Annotated in this window: 13 protein-coding genes and 4 pseudogenes; 14 read left to right on the forward strand and 3 right to left on the reverse strand. The window is 30.5% G+C overall.

Annotated features, from left to right (window positions below):
* The 7 genes and pseudogenes from HGPT_RS00220 to HGPT_RS00250 all read left to right on the forward strand — a co-directional run.
* Positions 1–449, forward strand: a pseudogene (locus tag HGPT_RS00220) (MFS transporter); the annotation flags it as partial.
* A gap of 86 nt (positions 450–535) precedes the next feature.
* Positions 536–1,018, forward strand: a complete 483-nt coding sequence (locus tag HGPT_RS00225) for a ferritin (RefSeq protein WP_019137890.1) — start codon at positions 536–538, stop codon at positions 1,016–1,018.
* A 192-nt stretch (positions 1,019–1,210) separates the two neighbouring features.
* Complete coding sequence (gene murB / locus HGPT_RS00230; RefSeq protein ID WP_019137892.1) at positions 1,211–2,104, forward strand: UDP-N-acetylmuramate dehydrogenase; 894 nt, start codon at positions 1,211–1,213, stop codon at positions 2,102–2,104.
* 22 nt (positions 2,105–2,126) lie between these two features.
* Positions 2,127–2,993 carry an RNase adapter RapZ gene (gene rapZ / locus HGPT_RS00235; protein ID WP_019137893.1) on the forward strand — a complete coding sequence of 289 codons (867 nt, stop codon included), beginning with the start codon at positions 2,127–2,129 and terminating at the stop codon, positions 2,991–2,993.
* Positions 2,978–3,931: a gluconeogenesis factor YvcK family protein gene (locus HGPT_RS00240; RefSeq protein ID WP_019137894.1), complete on the forward strand. Its 954-nt coding sequence runs from the start codon at positions 2,978–2,980 to the stop codon at positions 3,929–3,931. Before rapZ ends, HGPT_RS00240 begins: the two co-directional genes overlap by 16 nt.
* 63 nt (positions 3,932–3,994) lie before the next feature.
* Positions 3,995–5,012 (forward strand): annotated as a pseudogene (fni, locus tag HGPT_RS00245) (type 2 isopentenyl-diphosphate Delta-isomerase).
* Positions 5,013–5,534, forward strand: coding sequence for a HutD family protein (locus tag HGPT_RS00250; RefSeq protein ID WP_019137895.1), 522 nt, complete (start codon positions 5,013–5,015; stop codon positions 5,532–5,534). It begins immediately after the preceding pseudogene.
* Between the two features lie 88 nt (positions 5,535–5,622).
* Here the strand turns inward: HGPT_RS00250 and HGPT_RS09360 are convergent, their stop codons facing one another.
* Together HGPT_RS09360 and HGPT_RS09365 are read right to left on the reverse strand one after the other, a co-directional pair.
* Entirely contained in the window at positions 5,623–6,033 is a 411-nt protein-coding gene (locus HGPT_RS09360) for a hypothetical protein (protein ID WP_019137896.1), read from the reverse strand.
* Positions 6,011–6,508, reverse strand: coding sequence for a DUF2207 domain-containing protein (locus HGPT_RS09365; protein WP_019137897.1), 498 nt, complete (start codon positions 6,506–6,508; stop codon positions 6,011–6,013). Before HGPT_RS09365 ends, HGPT_RS09360 begins: the two co-directional genes overlap by 23 nt.
* Before the next feature lie 66 nt (positions 6,509–6,574).
* On the opposite strand from HGPT_RS09365, the pseudogene trxB reads away from it, so the two are divergent.
* Positions 6,575–7,529: pseudogene (gene trxB, locus HGPT_RS00265) on the forward strand (thioredoxin-disulfide reductase).
* 207 nt (positions 7,530–7,736) lie between these two features.
* Here the strand turns inward: trxB and HGPT_RS00270 are convergent.
* On the reverse strand, positions 7,737–8,954 hold the full coding sequence (locus HGPT_RS00270) for an MATE family efflux transporter (protein WP_245544048.1): 1,218 nt from the start codon (positions 8,952–8,954) through the stop codon (positions 7,737–7,739).
* A gap of 275 nt (positions 8,955–9,229) precedes the next feature.
* Between HGPT_RS00270 and HGPT_RS00275 the strand changes: the two genes are divergently transcribed.
* From HGPT_RS00275 to HGPT_RS00295, 6 genes and pseudogenes are all read left to right on the forward strand, one after another.
* Entirely contained in the window at positions 9,230–10,027 is a 798-nt protein-coding gene (locus tag HGPT_RS00275; protein ID WP_020693786.1) for a prolipoprotein diacylglyceryl transferase, read from the forward strand.
* A 29-nt stretch (positions 10,028–10,056) separates the two neighbouring features.
* A complete protein-coding gene (locus tag HGPT_RS00280) occupies positions 10,057–12,939 on the forward strand; it encodes a metallophosphoesterase family protein (RefSeq protein WP_019137898.1) in 2,883 nt (960 codons plus the stop codon).
* 392 nt (positions 12,940–13,331) lie between these two features.
* Entirely contained in the window at positions 13,332–13,739 is a 408-nt protein-coding gene (locus tag HGPT_RS09370) for a radical SAM protein (RefSeq protein WP_019137899.1), read from the forward strand.
* An 8-nt stretch (positions 13,740–13,747) separates the two neighbouring features.
* The gene (hydE, locus tag HGPT_RS09375) at positions 13,748–14,371 is read left to right on the forward strand and encodes a [FeFe] hydrogenase H-cluster radical SAM maturase HydE (RefSeq protein ID WP_019137900.1); all 624 of its coding nucleotides are present in this window, start codon (positions 13,748–13,750) and stop codon (positions 14,369–14,371) included.
* A 16-nt stretch (positions 14,372–14,387) separates the two neighbouring features.
* A pseudogene (gene hydG, locus HGPT_RS00290) lies at positions 14,388–15,809 on the forward strand ([FeFe] hydrogenase H-cluster radical SAM maturase HydG).
* The coding region (locus tag HGPT_RS00295) for a GTP-binding protein (protein ID WP_019137904.1) at positions 15,809–16,611 on the forward strand (803 nt) is incomplete at its 3' end. The pseudogene hydG and the gene HGPT_RS00295, both read left to right, overlap by 1 nt.

A 16,611-nucleotide genomic window follows, 5' to 3' on the forward strand; every position in this document is an offset into this window, starting at 1 on the left:
AAATTTATGAGAACAGTCACGAATATGGAGAAAAATCTTCTAAGACAAGTGGAGTTTTTATTGAATCAAATAAAAATTCAAATTATAGTCTTAGATTTACAGAAAAAATTCCAAGCGGAAGATTTTTGCAGTTTGATATAGAAAATCTGAGATTTGAAGAAATTGCAGATAATATAGATTTAGAAATGCAAGATACTTGGGGCAATGTAGCTAGAATCAATTTAAGTGATTATAAAAAGATAATACCTGTTACAAAGACTTATCTTTATAAAATTGATTATCTAAATGATGATTATTATGAAAGGTTTGTGCCGCAAACTCTCATAATTCCAATAGAGGATTTTAAAAAATCTAATAGCAATCTAAATTTAGAAGAAATAAATAAGCTTGAATTTAAATTTAAAAATAATATTAAAATTTCTATAGATAATATAGGGATTGTGAAATAAATTGTTTAAAAAGAAATAAAGAGGGTAATTTAAAATTAAGAGCGATGAGCTTATAAAGAAAATAAAAAAACTTGGAGGTTTTTATAATGGAAAGTAAATTATTAAAAGGACTTAATGAACAATATAATTTTGAAATTGAATCAGGATACATTTATATATCAATGGCACACCATGTAAAAGAAAAGGGAATGGACGGTTTTGCTCACTTCTTTTACAAACAAGCAGATGAAGAATTTGAACATGCAGAAAAATTAAGAAACTTCTTATTTGAAATAGATGAAAAACCAGTTCTTGAAGGAATTAAAAAACCACAAGAAGATTTTGGAAACTTTACAGAAACATTTAAAACTGCTCTTGAACACGAAAAAGAAGTTACAAAGAGAATTAACAAGTTAGTTGATCTTTCTGTAGAAGAAAATGACCACAGAGTAACATCACTTCTTCAATGGTATGTTGATGAACAAGTTGAAGAAGAAGATAACTTCAGAACAATCATTGAAAAACTTGAAAGAATCAATGAAGCTTGGGCTGGACTTTATATCTATGACGCAGAACTTGGAAGAAGATAAGATAAATAATTTTGAAAAAAAGATACCCTTAGGGGTATCTTTTTTTTATTTGTAAAATCTTTTGGAGAAAAAATTTCCAGAAGAATTTTGTGAAATTTTAAAAATAATTTTTATAAAATTAAGAAAAATCCTAAAGTTAATATTTACTCTCTTTAATGATATAATTGTTTTAGTAATTAATTGAGGTGTATTATGAATTTTGATATAAATGAAAATTTAGGAGATTTTTTTTATGATGAGCCCATGACTCGTCACACTTCCTTTTGTGTGGGTGGGCCTGCAAAACTTTTAATAAAGCCAAAGGACGAAGAAGCTCTTATAGAAATTTTAAAAGAAATAAGAAAAAATAATTATAATTATTATATACTTGGAAATTGTACAAATATTATTGTAAAAGATAGAGGTTTTGATGGCATCATAATTAAATTAAAAAACAAATTGAATGATGTTAAGAAAATATCTGATAGAGAAATTTATGCGAGAACAGGTGCCAGCATGAAAAAGGTAAGCGAATTTGCAATGGAAAATTCTTTAACTGGTCTTGAGTTTGCTCATGGAATTCCTGGATCTTTAGGTGGTGCCATTGTCATGAATGCTGGTGCTTACGATGGTGAAATAAAAAATGTTGTGAAAAGTGTTAGACTTCTTGATGAAAATTTAGATGTTATAGAAATTCCTTGCAATGAAATGAATTTTTCTTACAGACATTCTCTTGTGCAAGAAAGAGATTTAGTTGTTCTTGGAGCAACTTTTGAACTTGAAGATGGAAATAAGGATGAGATTAGAGAAAAGTATGAAGAATTTGACAGGAGAAGGGCAGAAAAACAACCTTTGGATATGCCTTCTGCTGGTTCTACTTTTAAAAGACCTACTGGATATTTTGCTGGAAAGTTAATTGATGATTCTGGTCTTAGGGGATTTACTCATAAGGGAGCAGGAATTAGTGAGAAACACTGTGGTTTTGTTGTAAATAAAAATAATGCCACTGCTGAAGATATTCTTGAAACTATTGAAATTGTTCAAAAGGTTGTTCACGATAAATTCGGTGTTAATATGGAGAGAGAAGTTAAAATTATTGGTGACTGATTTTCTTTTGTTTGGTGATTAAATGGAACTTATAATTATTACGGGAATGAGTGGATCTGGCAAATCCTATGCTCTAGATGTTTTTGAAGATCTTGGTTATTATGCAATGGATAATCTTGCTCCAGCTCTCTTGCCAAAATTTTGTAGTATAGCTCTAGATGCAAAGAGCAAAAGTTTTGAGAAGGTAGCTGCTGTTGTTGACATGAGAAGTGGCGAGCTATTTAATGATTTTTATTCTGCTTATGAAGAGTTAAAGGGAATGAATGTGAAAATAAGGCTCTTATTTCTTTATGCAGATATGGAAACTATTATTGCAAGATACAAGGAGCTTAGAAGGCCTCATCCAATGAATAGGTCTATTGTTGAGGGTTATAATTTTGAAGCAGAAACTCTTTCAAGAATAAAAGAAAGTGCAGATTTTGTAATAGATACCACTGGTCTGTCTACTAAAAATTTGAGAAAACAACTTATGGCTTTTGTTTCATACGACGAAAAGGATAACTTTGCCATTGAGGTTTCAAGTTTTGGTTTTAAAAATGGTATTTTAAGAGATGCCGATCTTGTTTTTGATGTTAGGTTTTTGCCAAATCCTTTTTATATAAAGGAACTCAAAGATTTAAATGGAAAGTCTGAAGAAGTGAAGTCTTATGTCCTCAAGTGGGACGTCACTAGTGAGTTTATAGAAAAGACCATTGATTTATTGAAGTTTTTGATACCAAATTATATGTCAGAACAAAAGAGGGTTTTGACAATTGGAATTGGTTGTACTGGTGGATTTCACAGATCAGTAACTATAGCTGAAGAAATTGGCAGACTTTTAAAAGAAGAATATAAATCCACCTATGTTACACACAGGGATATGGAGAAATATTTATGGAAAAAAAGATAGCAGTCCTTGGAGGAGGGACAGGTATCTCCACCATTTTGCGTGGTTTAAAAGATTACAGCAAAAATATTTCTGCTGTTGTTTCCATGTCTGATGATGGTGGAGGAAGTGGAATTTTAAGAGAAGAATTAAATATGCTCCCACCAGGAGATGTGAGAAGATGTCTTATTGCTCTTTCAAACACAGATAACACTATGAAAAGACTCTTGAATTATAGATTTAATTCTGGAAGTTTAAAAAATCAAAATGTCGGAAATATTTTGATTGCTGCCTTGACAGATATTTTTGGATCTTTTGACAAGGCTCTTTTGGAAATGTCCAGTGTATTTAATGTTACAGGCAAAATTATTCCAGTTACTTTAGATGAAACTCATCTTGTTGCTGAATTTGAATCTAAGGACAAGGTAGTAGGCGAGTCCTACATACCAAAGATGTGTTATAGGTTAAATACAAAAATTGAGAAGATGAGTATGATTCCTCATTATCCAAAGGCAAATGATGAGGCAGTGAAGGCAATTTTATCTTCTGATATTGTCATTATTGGGCCAGGATCACTTTATACATCTATTATTCCAAATTTTTTAGTAGCAGGAATAAATGAAGCCCTAAGAGATACAGAGGCGAAAGTTATTTACATTGCCAATGCCATGACCCAAAGGGGAGAAACTCTTGAATATTCTTTAAGAGATCATTTTGATGCAATTCTAAAACATGCAGAGTATGACTTTATTGATGAAGTTATAGTGAATAATCTTAGGGCATCAGAAGAAGTTTATAAATATTATTACAACAAAGATGAATCAATGCCAATATTTGCCACTGATGATGATAGAAAATATTTTAGAGAAAAAAATGTAAAAATTACAGAAGGCGAATTTATTGAAATAAAGAATGGACTCATAAGACATGATGGTGACAAAATTGGAGCCAGCATTTTTTAACACTCCTTTCTTGTAAAAAATTTTTAAAGATGATATTATTTACTTGTTATAAAGGAGGATGTAATGAGGAAATATAGAAAGACTGAACATATAGAAAATTTCCTTCGCTCGACTTATGTTGGCGACCCACTTTTTTCTGATATCTTTTTGTATAATGACTCTATTCCAGAGATAAATTATGATGAAATTGATACAAGCATTAATTTTTTAGATAAAAAAATAAAATTTCCCTTAATGATAAATGCCATGACAGGTGGATCAAATTTATCAGAGGAAATAAATAGAAATCTTGCCAGTGTGGCAGTTGAATATGATCTTCCCATGGCTGTTGGTTCACAAACTATAGCTCTTGAAGATGAGGACTCAAGAAAATCCTTTGAAATTGTAAGAGAAGTTATTAAGGATGGAATAGTTATTTCAAACCTAAGTGGATTTTCTAGTGTTGAAGATGCAAAACTTGCAGTGGATCTATTAAGGGCCGATGCAATTCAAATACATTTAAATCCAGCTCAAGAACTTGTGCAAGCTGAAGGGGGAAAGAAATTTTTGTGGAATTTTAAGAAATATTGAAAATATAGTTAAAAAATCTGAGGTGCCAGTTATAGTAAAAGAAGTTGGCTTTGGTATGTCACAAAAGACTGTGAAAAAGCTCCACGATATTGGAGTTAAGTATGTAGATATTTCTGGTTACGGTGGTTCAAACTTCTTTGAAATAGAAAATTTGAGAGATCCAAATGCAGATATATCAGATTTATTTTCATGGGGGATTCCCACTGCCCTATCTATCATAGAAGCAAAAAAATTGGCTTACGATGATCTTTATTTAATAGCATCAGGTGGAATTAAAACTTCTATGGATATAGTTAAGAGTATAAGTCTTGGAGCTGATATGACTGCAATTAGTGGCGAAATTTTATCATATATTGTTCGTGGTGGATATGAATACACCCTAAAATATATTGATGGTCTTATGGAAAAAACTAAGATGCTCATGATGTTAAATGGTGCAAAAAATATTTCTGAACTTCAAAAAGTTGATTATAAAGTAACTGGAAAGTTAAGAGAATTATTGGAGGACTAAATGAAATTTATTAAAAAAGAAGAATTTAAAGATTCAAACTGGTCTGCAGGAGTTACAACAGAAGTTTTCATCTATCCAGAAGATGCGAGTGTTGGTGAAAAAAATTTTGACTTTAGAATTTCTACTGCGACTTGCAATGACAAAGAATCAGTTTACACACCATATAAAGGATTTTTCAGATACATTACACCAATTGACAATGTTATGAATATCGAAAGTGGTGAAAATAAATTTAAGTTAAATCCCTTTGAAGTGCTTTTCTTTGATGGAGATGATTCTACAAAATCTTCGGGAGATGTTAGAGATTTTAATCTCATTTATAAAAAGGGTCTTGATGCAAAAATGTATGCCTTAAATATAAATAATTTTGTATTTAAAGCAGAAAAAAAGGCAGTAATTTTTAATTATGATTCTGACTTAAGAGTTGAAGGCAAAGATTTTGAAAAGTTCTCAGCTATTTATCTTGAAAATGAAGAAATAAAAATAGAAGGTAAGGGCAAACTTATAATTTGCGAGTTTTAATATAAGATTATAAAAAAAGCTGTGAATAATGATGTCTAGAAAATTTTAGGCATTATTATCACAGCTTTTTTATTTTGTAATATTTAAATTAATTTCTTACTAGAAGATGATCGCCAACTAGAGCTGTCTTAAAGCTAGAGTAGAAGTCAGGATCAAAAAATATTTCGTATTTTTTATTATCTAAATTTTCATATATATTTGAAGTTATTTCTTCTTTTAGTCCAAATCCTATAGCTAGCAGAAAATCTTCTTCATCCATACCCTTGTAAGATTTCAAATCTTCTTCTTTCTTTTGAAGTTCTCTAAATTTTTCATTGCCAGCTTCAGTCATCTTAGAAAAAGATGATATTAGAGAAGCATAAAAGTAAAGAGAAAAGACAATACTTACAATACCAAAAAATTTTTCATTGTAAACTGAAATTATTCCCACAAAAAATAAAAGTGAAAAAATTACAAAAGATATAAAGATTTTTAAGCTATTTTTTTCTTTGGTGAACAATTTTTTTTCTAATCATTTTATCTTCTAAATAATATATAAAATCGTTAAATTTTTTGTTGTAATTGTCGGCTTCTGTTCTTCTTAACTTATCCATTTGTCTTGTTGAGATTTGATTATCTCCAAGAGAGAAAAGAGTTTTAAAAAGTCTTTTTTCTCCGTCATCTAGATTTGAAGAATCTAAATTTTTTAAGATAAATTCAACTTTTTCTTCACCTCTTTTTGTTTTATAGATATTTTTTTCTATAAAAAGATGTCCATCTCCATAGACTTTTAAAATCATTGCTATAATTGTGTTGTAAATAAAATTTGGTCCCTTGTAGAGATAGGACTTTTCATAATAGTTTAAGTTTGAGTCTATATCTTTAATAATCTTTTTCTTCTTTTTTAATAGATAGTTCATATAAAAAGAAAGAGAAAATAATAGTAAGTTTATTACAAAAAAATAAGTTGTTGAAAAATTCATTTTAAAATCCATTTAATCACCTATATCTATTATATACAAAAAAATATTTTTGGGTATAATAAGAAATGGAGGGATAGAATGTACGATATTATTATAATTGGCGGAGGTCCAGCTGGTTTAACTGCAGGTCTATATGCAGCTAGAAGTAAAAAGAAAACCCTAATTATTGAAAAGGGAATCGAAGGTGGGCAAATCTCTGAAACTACTCAAGTAGAAAACTATCCAGGTATTGATACAATAGATGGAGTTGAACTTGGTAAAAAAATGGCAGACCAAGCGAAAAAATTTGGTGCAAAAATTGTCATGGACGAAGTCCTAGATATGGAATTAGATGGCAAGGTAAAAAAAATTAAGGGACATGTTGAATCTTATGAAGCTAAGGCAGTTATAGTTGCAACAGGAGCTTCTCCTAGAGAAATTGGTGCACCTGGAGAAAAAGAATATAAGGGTCGCGGAGTAAGTTATTGTTCAACTTGTGATGCAGCCTTTTATGAAGATGAAACTGTTTATGTAGTTGGTGGCGGCGATTCTGCTGTTCAAGAGGCTAATTTTTATAACAAATTTTGCAAAAAAAGTTTATATAATCCACAGAAGAGATGAACTTAGAGCATCTAAAGTTCTTCAAGAAAAAGCCTTTAACAATGACAAGATTGATTTTATCTGGAACACTACTGTAAAAGAAATCAAGGGCGACAAAATTGTAAATGAAATGATTTTACACGATACAAAAACAGGTGAAGACAGATCAATAAAATCAGATGATCCTTTTGGAATTTTTGTTTTCATAGGTTATATTCCTATGACAGAAATGTTTAAGGATAAGTTGGAACTTACTGAAGATGGTTACATTAAAACTGATGAAGAAATGAGGACTAATGTGCCAGGAGTTTTTGCAGCAGGAGATATTAGAAAGAAAAGTGTTCGCCAAGTTGTAAATGCAGCTGGTGACGGTGCTGTTGCAGCTATGAATGCTCAAAAATATATTGATGAAGAAGAAGGAAATCTATACGAAGGTTTCAAAGAAAATAAATAAAAATAAAAAACATTGGCTGAAAATTAAAATCAACCAATGTTTTTTATTTTACATAAAATTATAAAAATTTAATTTGTTTCTATCCAATCTGCCTTTATTGTGTACCCAACCATTAAAATTACACCAATTACCCATGAAATAGGATAAAGTCTATAAACATTTTCGATAGTGTTGTAATGTGGAATGACAAATTTCGCAGCAATTATTCTAAATAAGCAAAGTGACAACAAAAGAATTATCATAGGTGGAACAGTTTTTTCCTGTACCTCTTACTGTGCCTGCAAGAGAATGCATAATGGCAAGAAGAAAGTAAAAAGGACAGAAAAATTTTGTTGCCAAAACTCCAGCTTCAATTACATTTGGCTCCTTTGTGAAAAGACCAATTAAATTTGGTGCAAAAGTATAAAGTAAGCTTCCACTTATTATGGTGTAAATAATAGTCATAATTAAAGTAGTCCACATTCCCTTCTTTACCCTATCAATTTTTCCTGCACCATAATTTTGTCCAGCAAAGGTTGTTATAGCCATGCTAAGACTCATTACTGGCAAGATGTTAAAACCATCAATTTTTATAAAGGCTCCAAAACCTGCCATAGCAAGAGGACCAAAAACATTTACACTAGATTGCATAATTACATTTGAAAGGGAAATTACAGTGTTTTGTATTGCAGTTGGTATTCCAACTTTTATTATTCTAAGAGCCATATCCTTGTGAATTTTTATCCTTGAAAGATGAACTTTATAAATTTCTGGTACTCTTATTAAAAATAAGAGGGCAAGTATAGCTGAAAGTGCTTGACTAATATTAGTTGCAATAGCTGCACCTTCCACTCCCAAAGAAAATCTTTTTATAAATAAAAAATCAAGGATTACATTTGTAAAGGAAGCTGTAAAAAGATATAGAAGGGACCTTTTTGAATTGCCCACTGCATTTAAAATTCCAGCTTCCATATTGTAAATTATGTTAAAGATAAGTCCAAAAGAAAAAATTCTTAAATAAGTTATGGATTGTGTCATTACTTCTTTTGGAGTGTCCATTTGTTCTAAAAGCCAGGGAGCAAAGACATATCCAAGTATAGAAATTAAAAGTCCAAGAATAATAGAGATTGCCATGGAAGTGTGAACAGCAAGTTTCATTTCCTTTTGATTTTCTCCTCCCATTGACTGAGAAACTAAGATTCCACATCCAACAGCTATACCTTGACTAAAAGATATAAGAAGATTAATAAGAGGAGTGCTAGATCCTACAGCTGCCAAGGCATGACTTCCCACATAATTTCCCACAATCATGGAGTCAATAGTGTTATAGGTCTGTTGGAGAAGATTTCCAAAAATGAGGGGAAGGGCAAAGAGGACAATAGTCTTCCAAATACTACCTTGCGTCATTAAATTTTTTTCAACATTTGATATTGATTTAGCTTTCAATTTTTATCATCTCACTGTTTTTTAAAGTATCATATTTACAATATGTCCTATTATGAATAAATAATATTGTATAGTATAAGACAAAAAATTACAAAGTTAGTAATTACAATTTTTGATTTGTTGATTCAAAAATTTATTTACAGTTTTTATAATATAGTAAAGATTAGATATTATTTTTTTACAATTTGTAAGCTTATATTTTATATTTGAATGCTACAATTCCCTTTGGTAGGAAAGTAACTTTGGTAAAATTTAAATTTGTTAGGAGGTTTTTAATGGAAGAAAATTTTAAGAGAATTTCCAGAATTTTTATAATTCTATTTCTAGTTTTCTGTCTACCTTTTAGGGTATTTGCAGCAGATGAAGTTGAAGGTAAAGAGGTAAGTGGAAATTCTACAGAAATTTCATCAACAAAAGATGAAGGAACAAGGGATGTTAGCAAGGAAAATAGTACTTATTCAAGGGAAAAAAGTTCAGAAGACAAGTCTGCTAGTGAAGACACAAAAGAAAAGTCTTCAAAAGATTCTCATGCTAATAATGAAGTTGTAGCTGATGATAATAATTCAGAGTCTGTAAAGGATGCTGAAGGCAATAAAACTTTATCAGCAGAAGAAGGTAAGCCTGCTACAGAAAATTCAGCCTATGATAAAGATGAAAAGGCTGAAGAAAATAGTGAAGCAGCTGACGACAAAAATGCAGGCGCTGATAAGAATGAGGATTCTAAAGATTCAACAGCTAAAGATTCAACAACAGGAGAAGAAAAAGAAAAGGCTTCAGATAGGACAGAAGAAAGTAATAAAACAGAAGATGAAAATAAATCTGGAGAAAGCGATAAATCTGATGATAAAAACAAATCTGATGATAAAAAAGAGTTAGAAGATACAAAAAATCAGATGACGAAAAAAATTCGACAGAAAATACTTCTAATCCAGAAGAAACAAAAAATTCAGAAGCAAAGGCAGAAGAAAATAAAGAAAATACTGAAGAAAAGACAGAAGAAAATAAAGATAAGACTGAAGAAAGCAAAGAAAATAAAAAAGAAGAATCAGAAAATAAATTTGACATATCTATAATTTCAGATACTCATATTCTTCCAGAAAATATGATCGGCGAAAATGAAGATTATGAAGTTGCAAAAAATTCTGACAGAAAACTTTTCACAGAATCAATGGGACTTTTAAAAGCAGCTTTAAAAAAGATAGACGAAAAGGGATCAAAATATATTTTTGTGCCTGGAGATTTGACAAAAGACGGAGAATATGAAGCTCACAAAGAATTCGTAAGAGTGTTAAGTGAATGGAAAAATAAGGAACCAGGAAGAGAAGTATTTATAGTCCCAGGAAATCATGACATAAACAATAAACATGCTTTTGACTTTAATGGTAGTGAAAAGAAAGAAGCTAAAATGACAGACCCTAATGAATTTATGGAGATTTATAAGGATTTTGTCTATGCAAATGAAAATGTAATTGATAAATACAAAGACTCTCCTTTATTCAAAGAATATCTAGAAAAAGTAAATAAAGAATACAATCGTAATTTAAGTTATGCACAAGGTTATGAATCCTATGTAGCAAGAATTAAAAATGAAAAGGGAGAAGACAAAGATGGTCTTACCTTAATCGGACTTGACACAACTATTCACTCAGCTGAATCAACTAAGGATCACACAGAAATTCAAGAAACAGAGGGAAGAGTTACACTGCCACTAATTAAATGGCTTGTAAGTAAAGTTGATGAAGCAAATTGTAGAAATGATGTAGTTACAGTTATGAGTCATCACGCTTTTTTACCTCACTTTGACAAGCAAGAAAAACTATTGAGCCCTTATATTATTAAGGAATGGGACACAAGATTTGTAGACGAAGATGAAAGAATAAATGGAAAGACTCCATCAGAAATTTTAGCAAACCTTGGCGTTAGGTTTTTATTTACAGGACACCTTCACGCACAAGATGTTGCAAAATATGATGCCGGAAAGGGAAATGTGTTCTACGACATCCAAACAGGTTCTCTGGTAACTTATCCACTTCCAGTTAGACATATTACAATTGAAAATAATATTTCAAAGGGACAAGACTACACAATTGATATGAAGACAGACTTAATCGACTCCTTCACCTATACTGATCCAGCTACAGGAAAAGAAATCAGAGTTGATGATGCTTTGAAATATGCGAGCAAAAATCAATTGACACCGGAACTTGTTGCAGGACTTATAAATTATTATCTAGATACAAATAATTTTTCAAAAGTTGACAGCAAGAAAATTATCTTTGATTTATTAAAGAAAAATGGAATAGAGATTTCTGAAGAAGGTTATGGAAATAAGTTAATTGATATTGTTGGAGATACTGTACTAAAGGAAGCTTTCGAAAAAGATCTTAAAGTGGCAAAAATAGGAGTAGCTGTAAAACCTATTGAAAACCATGAAAAATATGGAGAAGGAAATAAAATTTCAATTGATGCAAAAATACTTTTCTCAAAAGCAAAACTTATGATTCGTGGTGAAAAGTTAGAAGAATCTATTGATGCAATTTTAAGCCAAGTGGATGCTAAGGTAGTTACAAGAGAAAATTTATACAATTGGTCAAAGAAACTTGTTGCAAAGATGATGGAATATCCAATCTACACAAGTGAAGATGGAACAGTTGTTAAAACTCTTTCTGATATAGCTAATGATTCTTACAAGGCTTATTTAAAGGGCGACGAAGTTCAACCAGAATATATTAAAGCCACTGTAGCAAAATATTCTAAGCCAGAAAATGATTTGGTAAGGGATTTACTTGAATATGCAAGTGGATATATAGAAGATGTATTAATGGATGCAGCTTCAAAAATTGAATACAAAAAAGAAGGACTAGAAGGAAATGGCAGTGAGACATTTAAATTTATAAATAATTTACTTGAAGATGAAGCTAATCCTAAGACAGGAAAATTTTTAAAAGAAAAAATTGCAGGAATGCTTGGGGCAAATTTAAAAGATACCTTAGATAATAAAACCATTGGTGGTGCTATCCAAGGCATGCTAGCAAAAAAAGTTTACGGTGAAGATACTGATAAGAAGAAAGTAGAAGCAAAAGACCTTGTTGATATGGTCTATGGAATGGGACCTGTTCAAAATCTTTTATCAAAACTTGCTAAGTCCTTTGGCGCAAACAATATTACAGAGCTTGCAGTGGGAACAGTTGACGGAATGACAAATGAAAACAATGGAAAATATAAGTATCCGTTCTATCCAGATAACACACATAAATTTGAAGTGACTGTAAATACAGAAGCTCCTGGAAATATAAATTTAAGTCAAGATGAAAACTTGGATTTAAGTAAAGAAATTTCAGACGAATACAAGCTAAAGGATGCAAAAGTTTTTGTTAATGGCGAAGAAAAAGAAATTGACAAGGATAATCTTGAAGAAGCAATTAAAAATCTTGAAAAAGTTTTGAAAAACAAGGATGAAGTTTCTCTTGTCATGACTCTTACAAATAAATTTGGCAATGTATTTGAATTAGAAAGCAAAATCACATACAGTAAAGAAGATCCAAAGGATAATGAAGAGCCAAAGGATAATGAAGATCCAAAGGACAATGAAGATCCAAAGGACAATGAAATTGACAATGGAGAAGAAAAGCCAGAAGTTGAAATTGATTCAGATGACTTCACAGTAATAAATCATGATAGAGACAAGGAATCCAATGTAATTTTATTAAATCCAGTGGTTACATTAGATGGAAAAAACATTCAATCAAAGAATGAAATTACCTTGACTTTCAAAAACTTCAAAGGATATACAGTATACTTTATCTATCTTGATGGACAAACTCTAATTGGCAAAATAACAACAGATGCATCAGGTTTTTCAAAAGTTGATTTAAAAATTCCAGACAGAATAAAAGAAGGAAGCCATTTAATTACTATTAAAGATGAAAATGGAAACACAATTTATTCAAAATATATGACTCTTGCAGAATTAAAGGCAGCATAATAATTAAAGAGTTATTAAAGTAAAGAACCACGAGCTTATAAAGTTAGCTTGTGGTTTTTTGACTTTAAATAGTTGAACATGCAGCTAGTGAAAAAAATAAATTTAGTATATTTATGTATTATTGAAAAATCCACATAAAAATAGCATCTTACAAAAATTGGTATGTTTGATAGAAAAAGTACACTTATGATTTTTTGATAAGTATGCAAATTTAAAATATGAATTTAAGAATTTAAGTTCTGAAAAGAAATATTTTATCAAAGTTTTGATTGTAATCACTTATTTAGTAGATTTTTATAATTAATGAATCTATTTTATAAGTATTTATACTTGATTAATTAAGTGTAAGTATTATAATAGATTGTGAACTTTTTAACTAAGATAGGATTTTTATGAATAAAACACTAGAAATATGCGAAAAATTTTATAAAACTAAAAAGATTTCCTTTGAAGATTTTTCTTATTTAATGGATTTAAATGGGGAAGATGCAAAAAATCTTTATTCTTTTGCTAGGAATTTGGCATTAAAAAATTTTGGCAATGAGATTTACATAAGAGGACTAATTGAAATTAGCACTTATTGCAAAAATAATTGTTTTTATTGTGGTCTTAGAAATGCCAACAAATCTGCTAAAAGATTAAGACTCTCAAAAGAGGAGATTTTAGAACTTGTCAGTCATTCTGTTGACTTGGGAATAAAAACTATTGTGATGCAGGGTGGGGAAGATGATTTTTACACTTTAGAATATTTAAGAGAAATTTTATCTGAATTAAAAATCGATTTTCTGATATTGCAATAACTCTTTCTTTGGGAGAGAGGAATTTTAAAGATTTTGAAGTCTTAAAAAATATTGGAGCTGACAGATATCTTCTTCGTCACGAAACTTATTCAAAGTGCCACTATGAAAGGCTACATCCAAATTCTATGAGTTTTGAGAATAGGATAAATTCTATTTTGAAATTAAAGGAATTGGGTTATCAAACTGGTTGTGGAATGATGGTGGGTTCTCCCTTCCAAGAAAGGCAAAATTTATATGAGGATTTAAATTTTATCCTAAAATTAAAACCTCAAATGGTGGGGATTGGACCCTTTATAGCTCAGAAAGATACTCCCTTTAGAGATTACGAGTGTGGAAAGTTAGATGATGTTCTAAAAATTTTATCTATTGTTAGAATTGCAGATGAGAAGCTTCTCCTCCCGTCGACGACAGCCTTGGGAAGTATAGATGATTTTGGACGAGAAAAAGGAATTTTGGCAGGTGCCAATGTTCTAATGCCCAATGTTGGTGCAGAAAAACTTAGAAAAAATTATAAACTTTATGACAATAAAATTGGAACAGAAGTACAAAATTCCGATGATTTTAAAGGACTTGAAGAAAAGCTAAATAAGATTGGATATAAAATTTCAAAATCTAGAGGAGATTATAAGTAAGGAAGAAGGAATAAAAATGTACAAAGTAGATTCAAATGTTGCAGAAGAATTTATAAATCATCAAGAGATTCTAGATACCCTTGATTATGCAGAAAAAATAAGGACAATAAAAATTTATTAGATAAAGTATTAGAAAAAGCGAAAAAAGAAAAGGGTTTGAGCCATAGAGAAGCTGCCTTACTTCTTTTTAGTGATGACAAATATTATCAAGAAGAAATTTTTAAGTTGGCGAAAAAAATTAAGGAAGACCACTATGGCAATAGAATTGTTTTATTTGCACCACTTTATCTTTCGAATTACTGTATAAATGGTTGTGTATACTGTCCTTATCATGCAAAAAATAAGAATATTAGAAGGAAAAAATTATCTCAAGAAGAAATAAAAAATGAAGTAATAGCCCTTCAAGATATGGGACACAAAAGACTTGCCATCGAACTTGGCGAAGATCCTGTTAATAACACTATGGAATATATCTTGGAATCTATTAAGACAATTTATTCTATAAAGCATGAAAATGGTCAAATAAGAAGAGTAAATATAAATATTGCTGCCACAAGTGTTGAAAATTATAAAAAGTTAAAAGATGCAGAAATTGGCACTTATATTCTTTTCCAAGAAACTTATAACAAAAAGTCCTACGAAGAACTTCATCCTACTGGACCAAAACACAATTATGCCTACCACACAGAAGCCATGGATAGGGCAATGGAAGCAGGCATTGATGATGTTGGAATTGGTGTTTTATTTGGACTTGAAACTTATAAATATGAACTTGTTGGACTTTTGATGCACGCAGAACACTTAGAAGCAAGATTTGGGGTTGGACCACACACAATTTCTGTTCCAAGAATTCAACCAGCAGATGACATTGATCCAAGTGATTTTAAAAATGAACTAGCTGACGATATTTTTGAAAAATTAATTGCTCTTATTAGGGTTTCTGTTCCTTATACAGGAATGATTATTTCTACAAGAGAGTCTAAAAGAGTTAGGGAAAAAGCTTTAGAACTTGGTGTGAGCCAAATTTCTGGAGGATCAAAAACTTCTGTTGGCGGTTATGTTGAGGAAGAAAAGAGAGAAGATAATTCTGCTCAATTTGATGTTGCTGACAACAGAACTCTAGAAGAAGTTGTGGACTGGTTAATGGAACTCGGTTATATTCCAAGTTTTTGCACAGCTTGTTATAGGGCAGGAAGAACTGGTGACAGATTTATGCAACTTTGTAAGTCAGGACAAATTTTAAATTGTTGTCAACCGAATGCATTAATGACTTTAAAAGAATACATGTTAGATTATGGCAATGAAAAGACAAAGGAATTAAGTGATGAATTAATTGCAAAAGAACTTGAAAAAAATTCCTGATGAAACTGTAAAAAATAAGGCGAAAGAATATATTGATGAAATGGAAAAAGTTGGAAAGAGAGATTTTAGATTTTAATGGAATTAAATAAAACTAATTCAGGATCTAGGATTCACATTGGTTTTTTTGGAAAGGTAAATTCAGGAAAGAGCTCTATAATAAATGCCTTTGCAAATCGTGAAATTTCTATTGTCTCAAAAGAAGAGGGAACTACAACAGATCCCGTTTATAAGTCCATGGAGATAAAAGATTTGGGAGCTTGTCTATTGATGGACACTCCAGGTATTGCTGATAAAACCATTCTCGGAGAAAAGAGAATGAAAAGGACTGAAGAAGTTATTTCAAAAACTGATATAGGAATCTTAGTTGTATCAAATACTGATACAAAATCTGAAAGAGAACTTTTAAAAAAATTTAAGGATACACCAATTCTTATTGTAATAAATAAAATTGATATCTTATCTAAAGATGAAATAAAAAAAATAAGAGAGGATTTTTCAAGCTACAATATTGTGGAAGTATCTGCTTTTGAAAAAATTGGTTTAGACAAGCTCTTGGAAGAACTTTTAAAATTTAAGCCAAATAAAGAAGAGAAACTTTTTGACGGAATGGTTGAAGAGAAAAATCTTGTTTTACTTGTAATTCCACAAGATATTGCCGCCCCAAAAAATCGATTGATCCTTCCTCAGGTCCAAGCAATTCGTGAGCTTTTAGATAGAAATGCCCTTGTATCTATGGTAAAACTCGAAGAACTAAGTGATATTTTACAAATCTTAAATAAAAAGCCAGACTTAATTATAGCTGACTCCTCTGTGTTTTTAGAAGTTTATGAAAAAATACCAAGAGATGTAAGATTAACTTCTTTTTCAGTTTTATTTGC

It is taken from the genome of Peptoniphilus timonensis JC401 (genome assembly GCF_000312025.1).
Classification (GTDB): domain Bacteria; phylum Bacillota; class Clostridia; order Tissierellales; family Peptoniphilaceae; genus Peptoniphilus_A; species Peptoniphilus_A timonensis.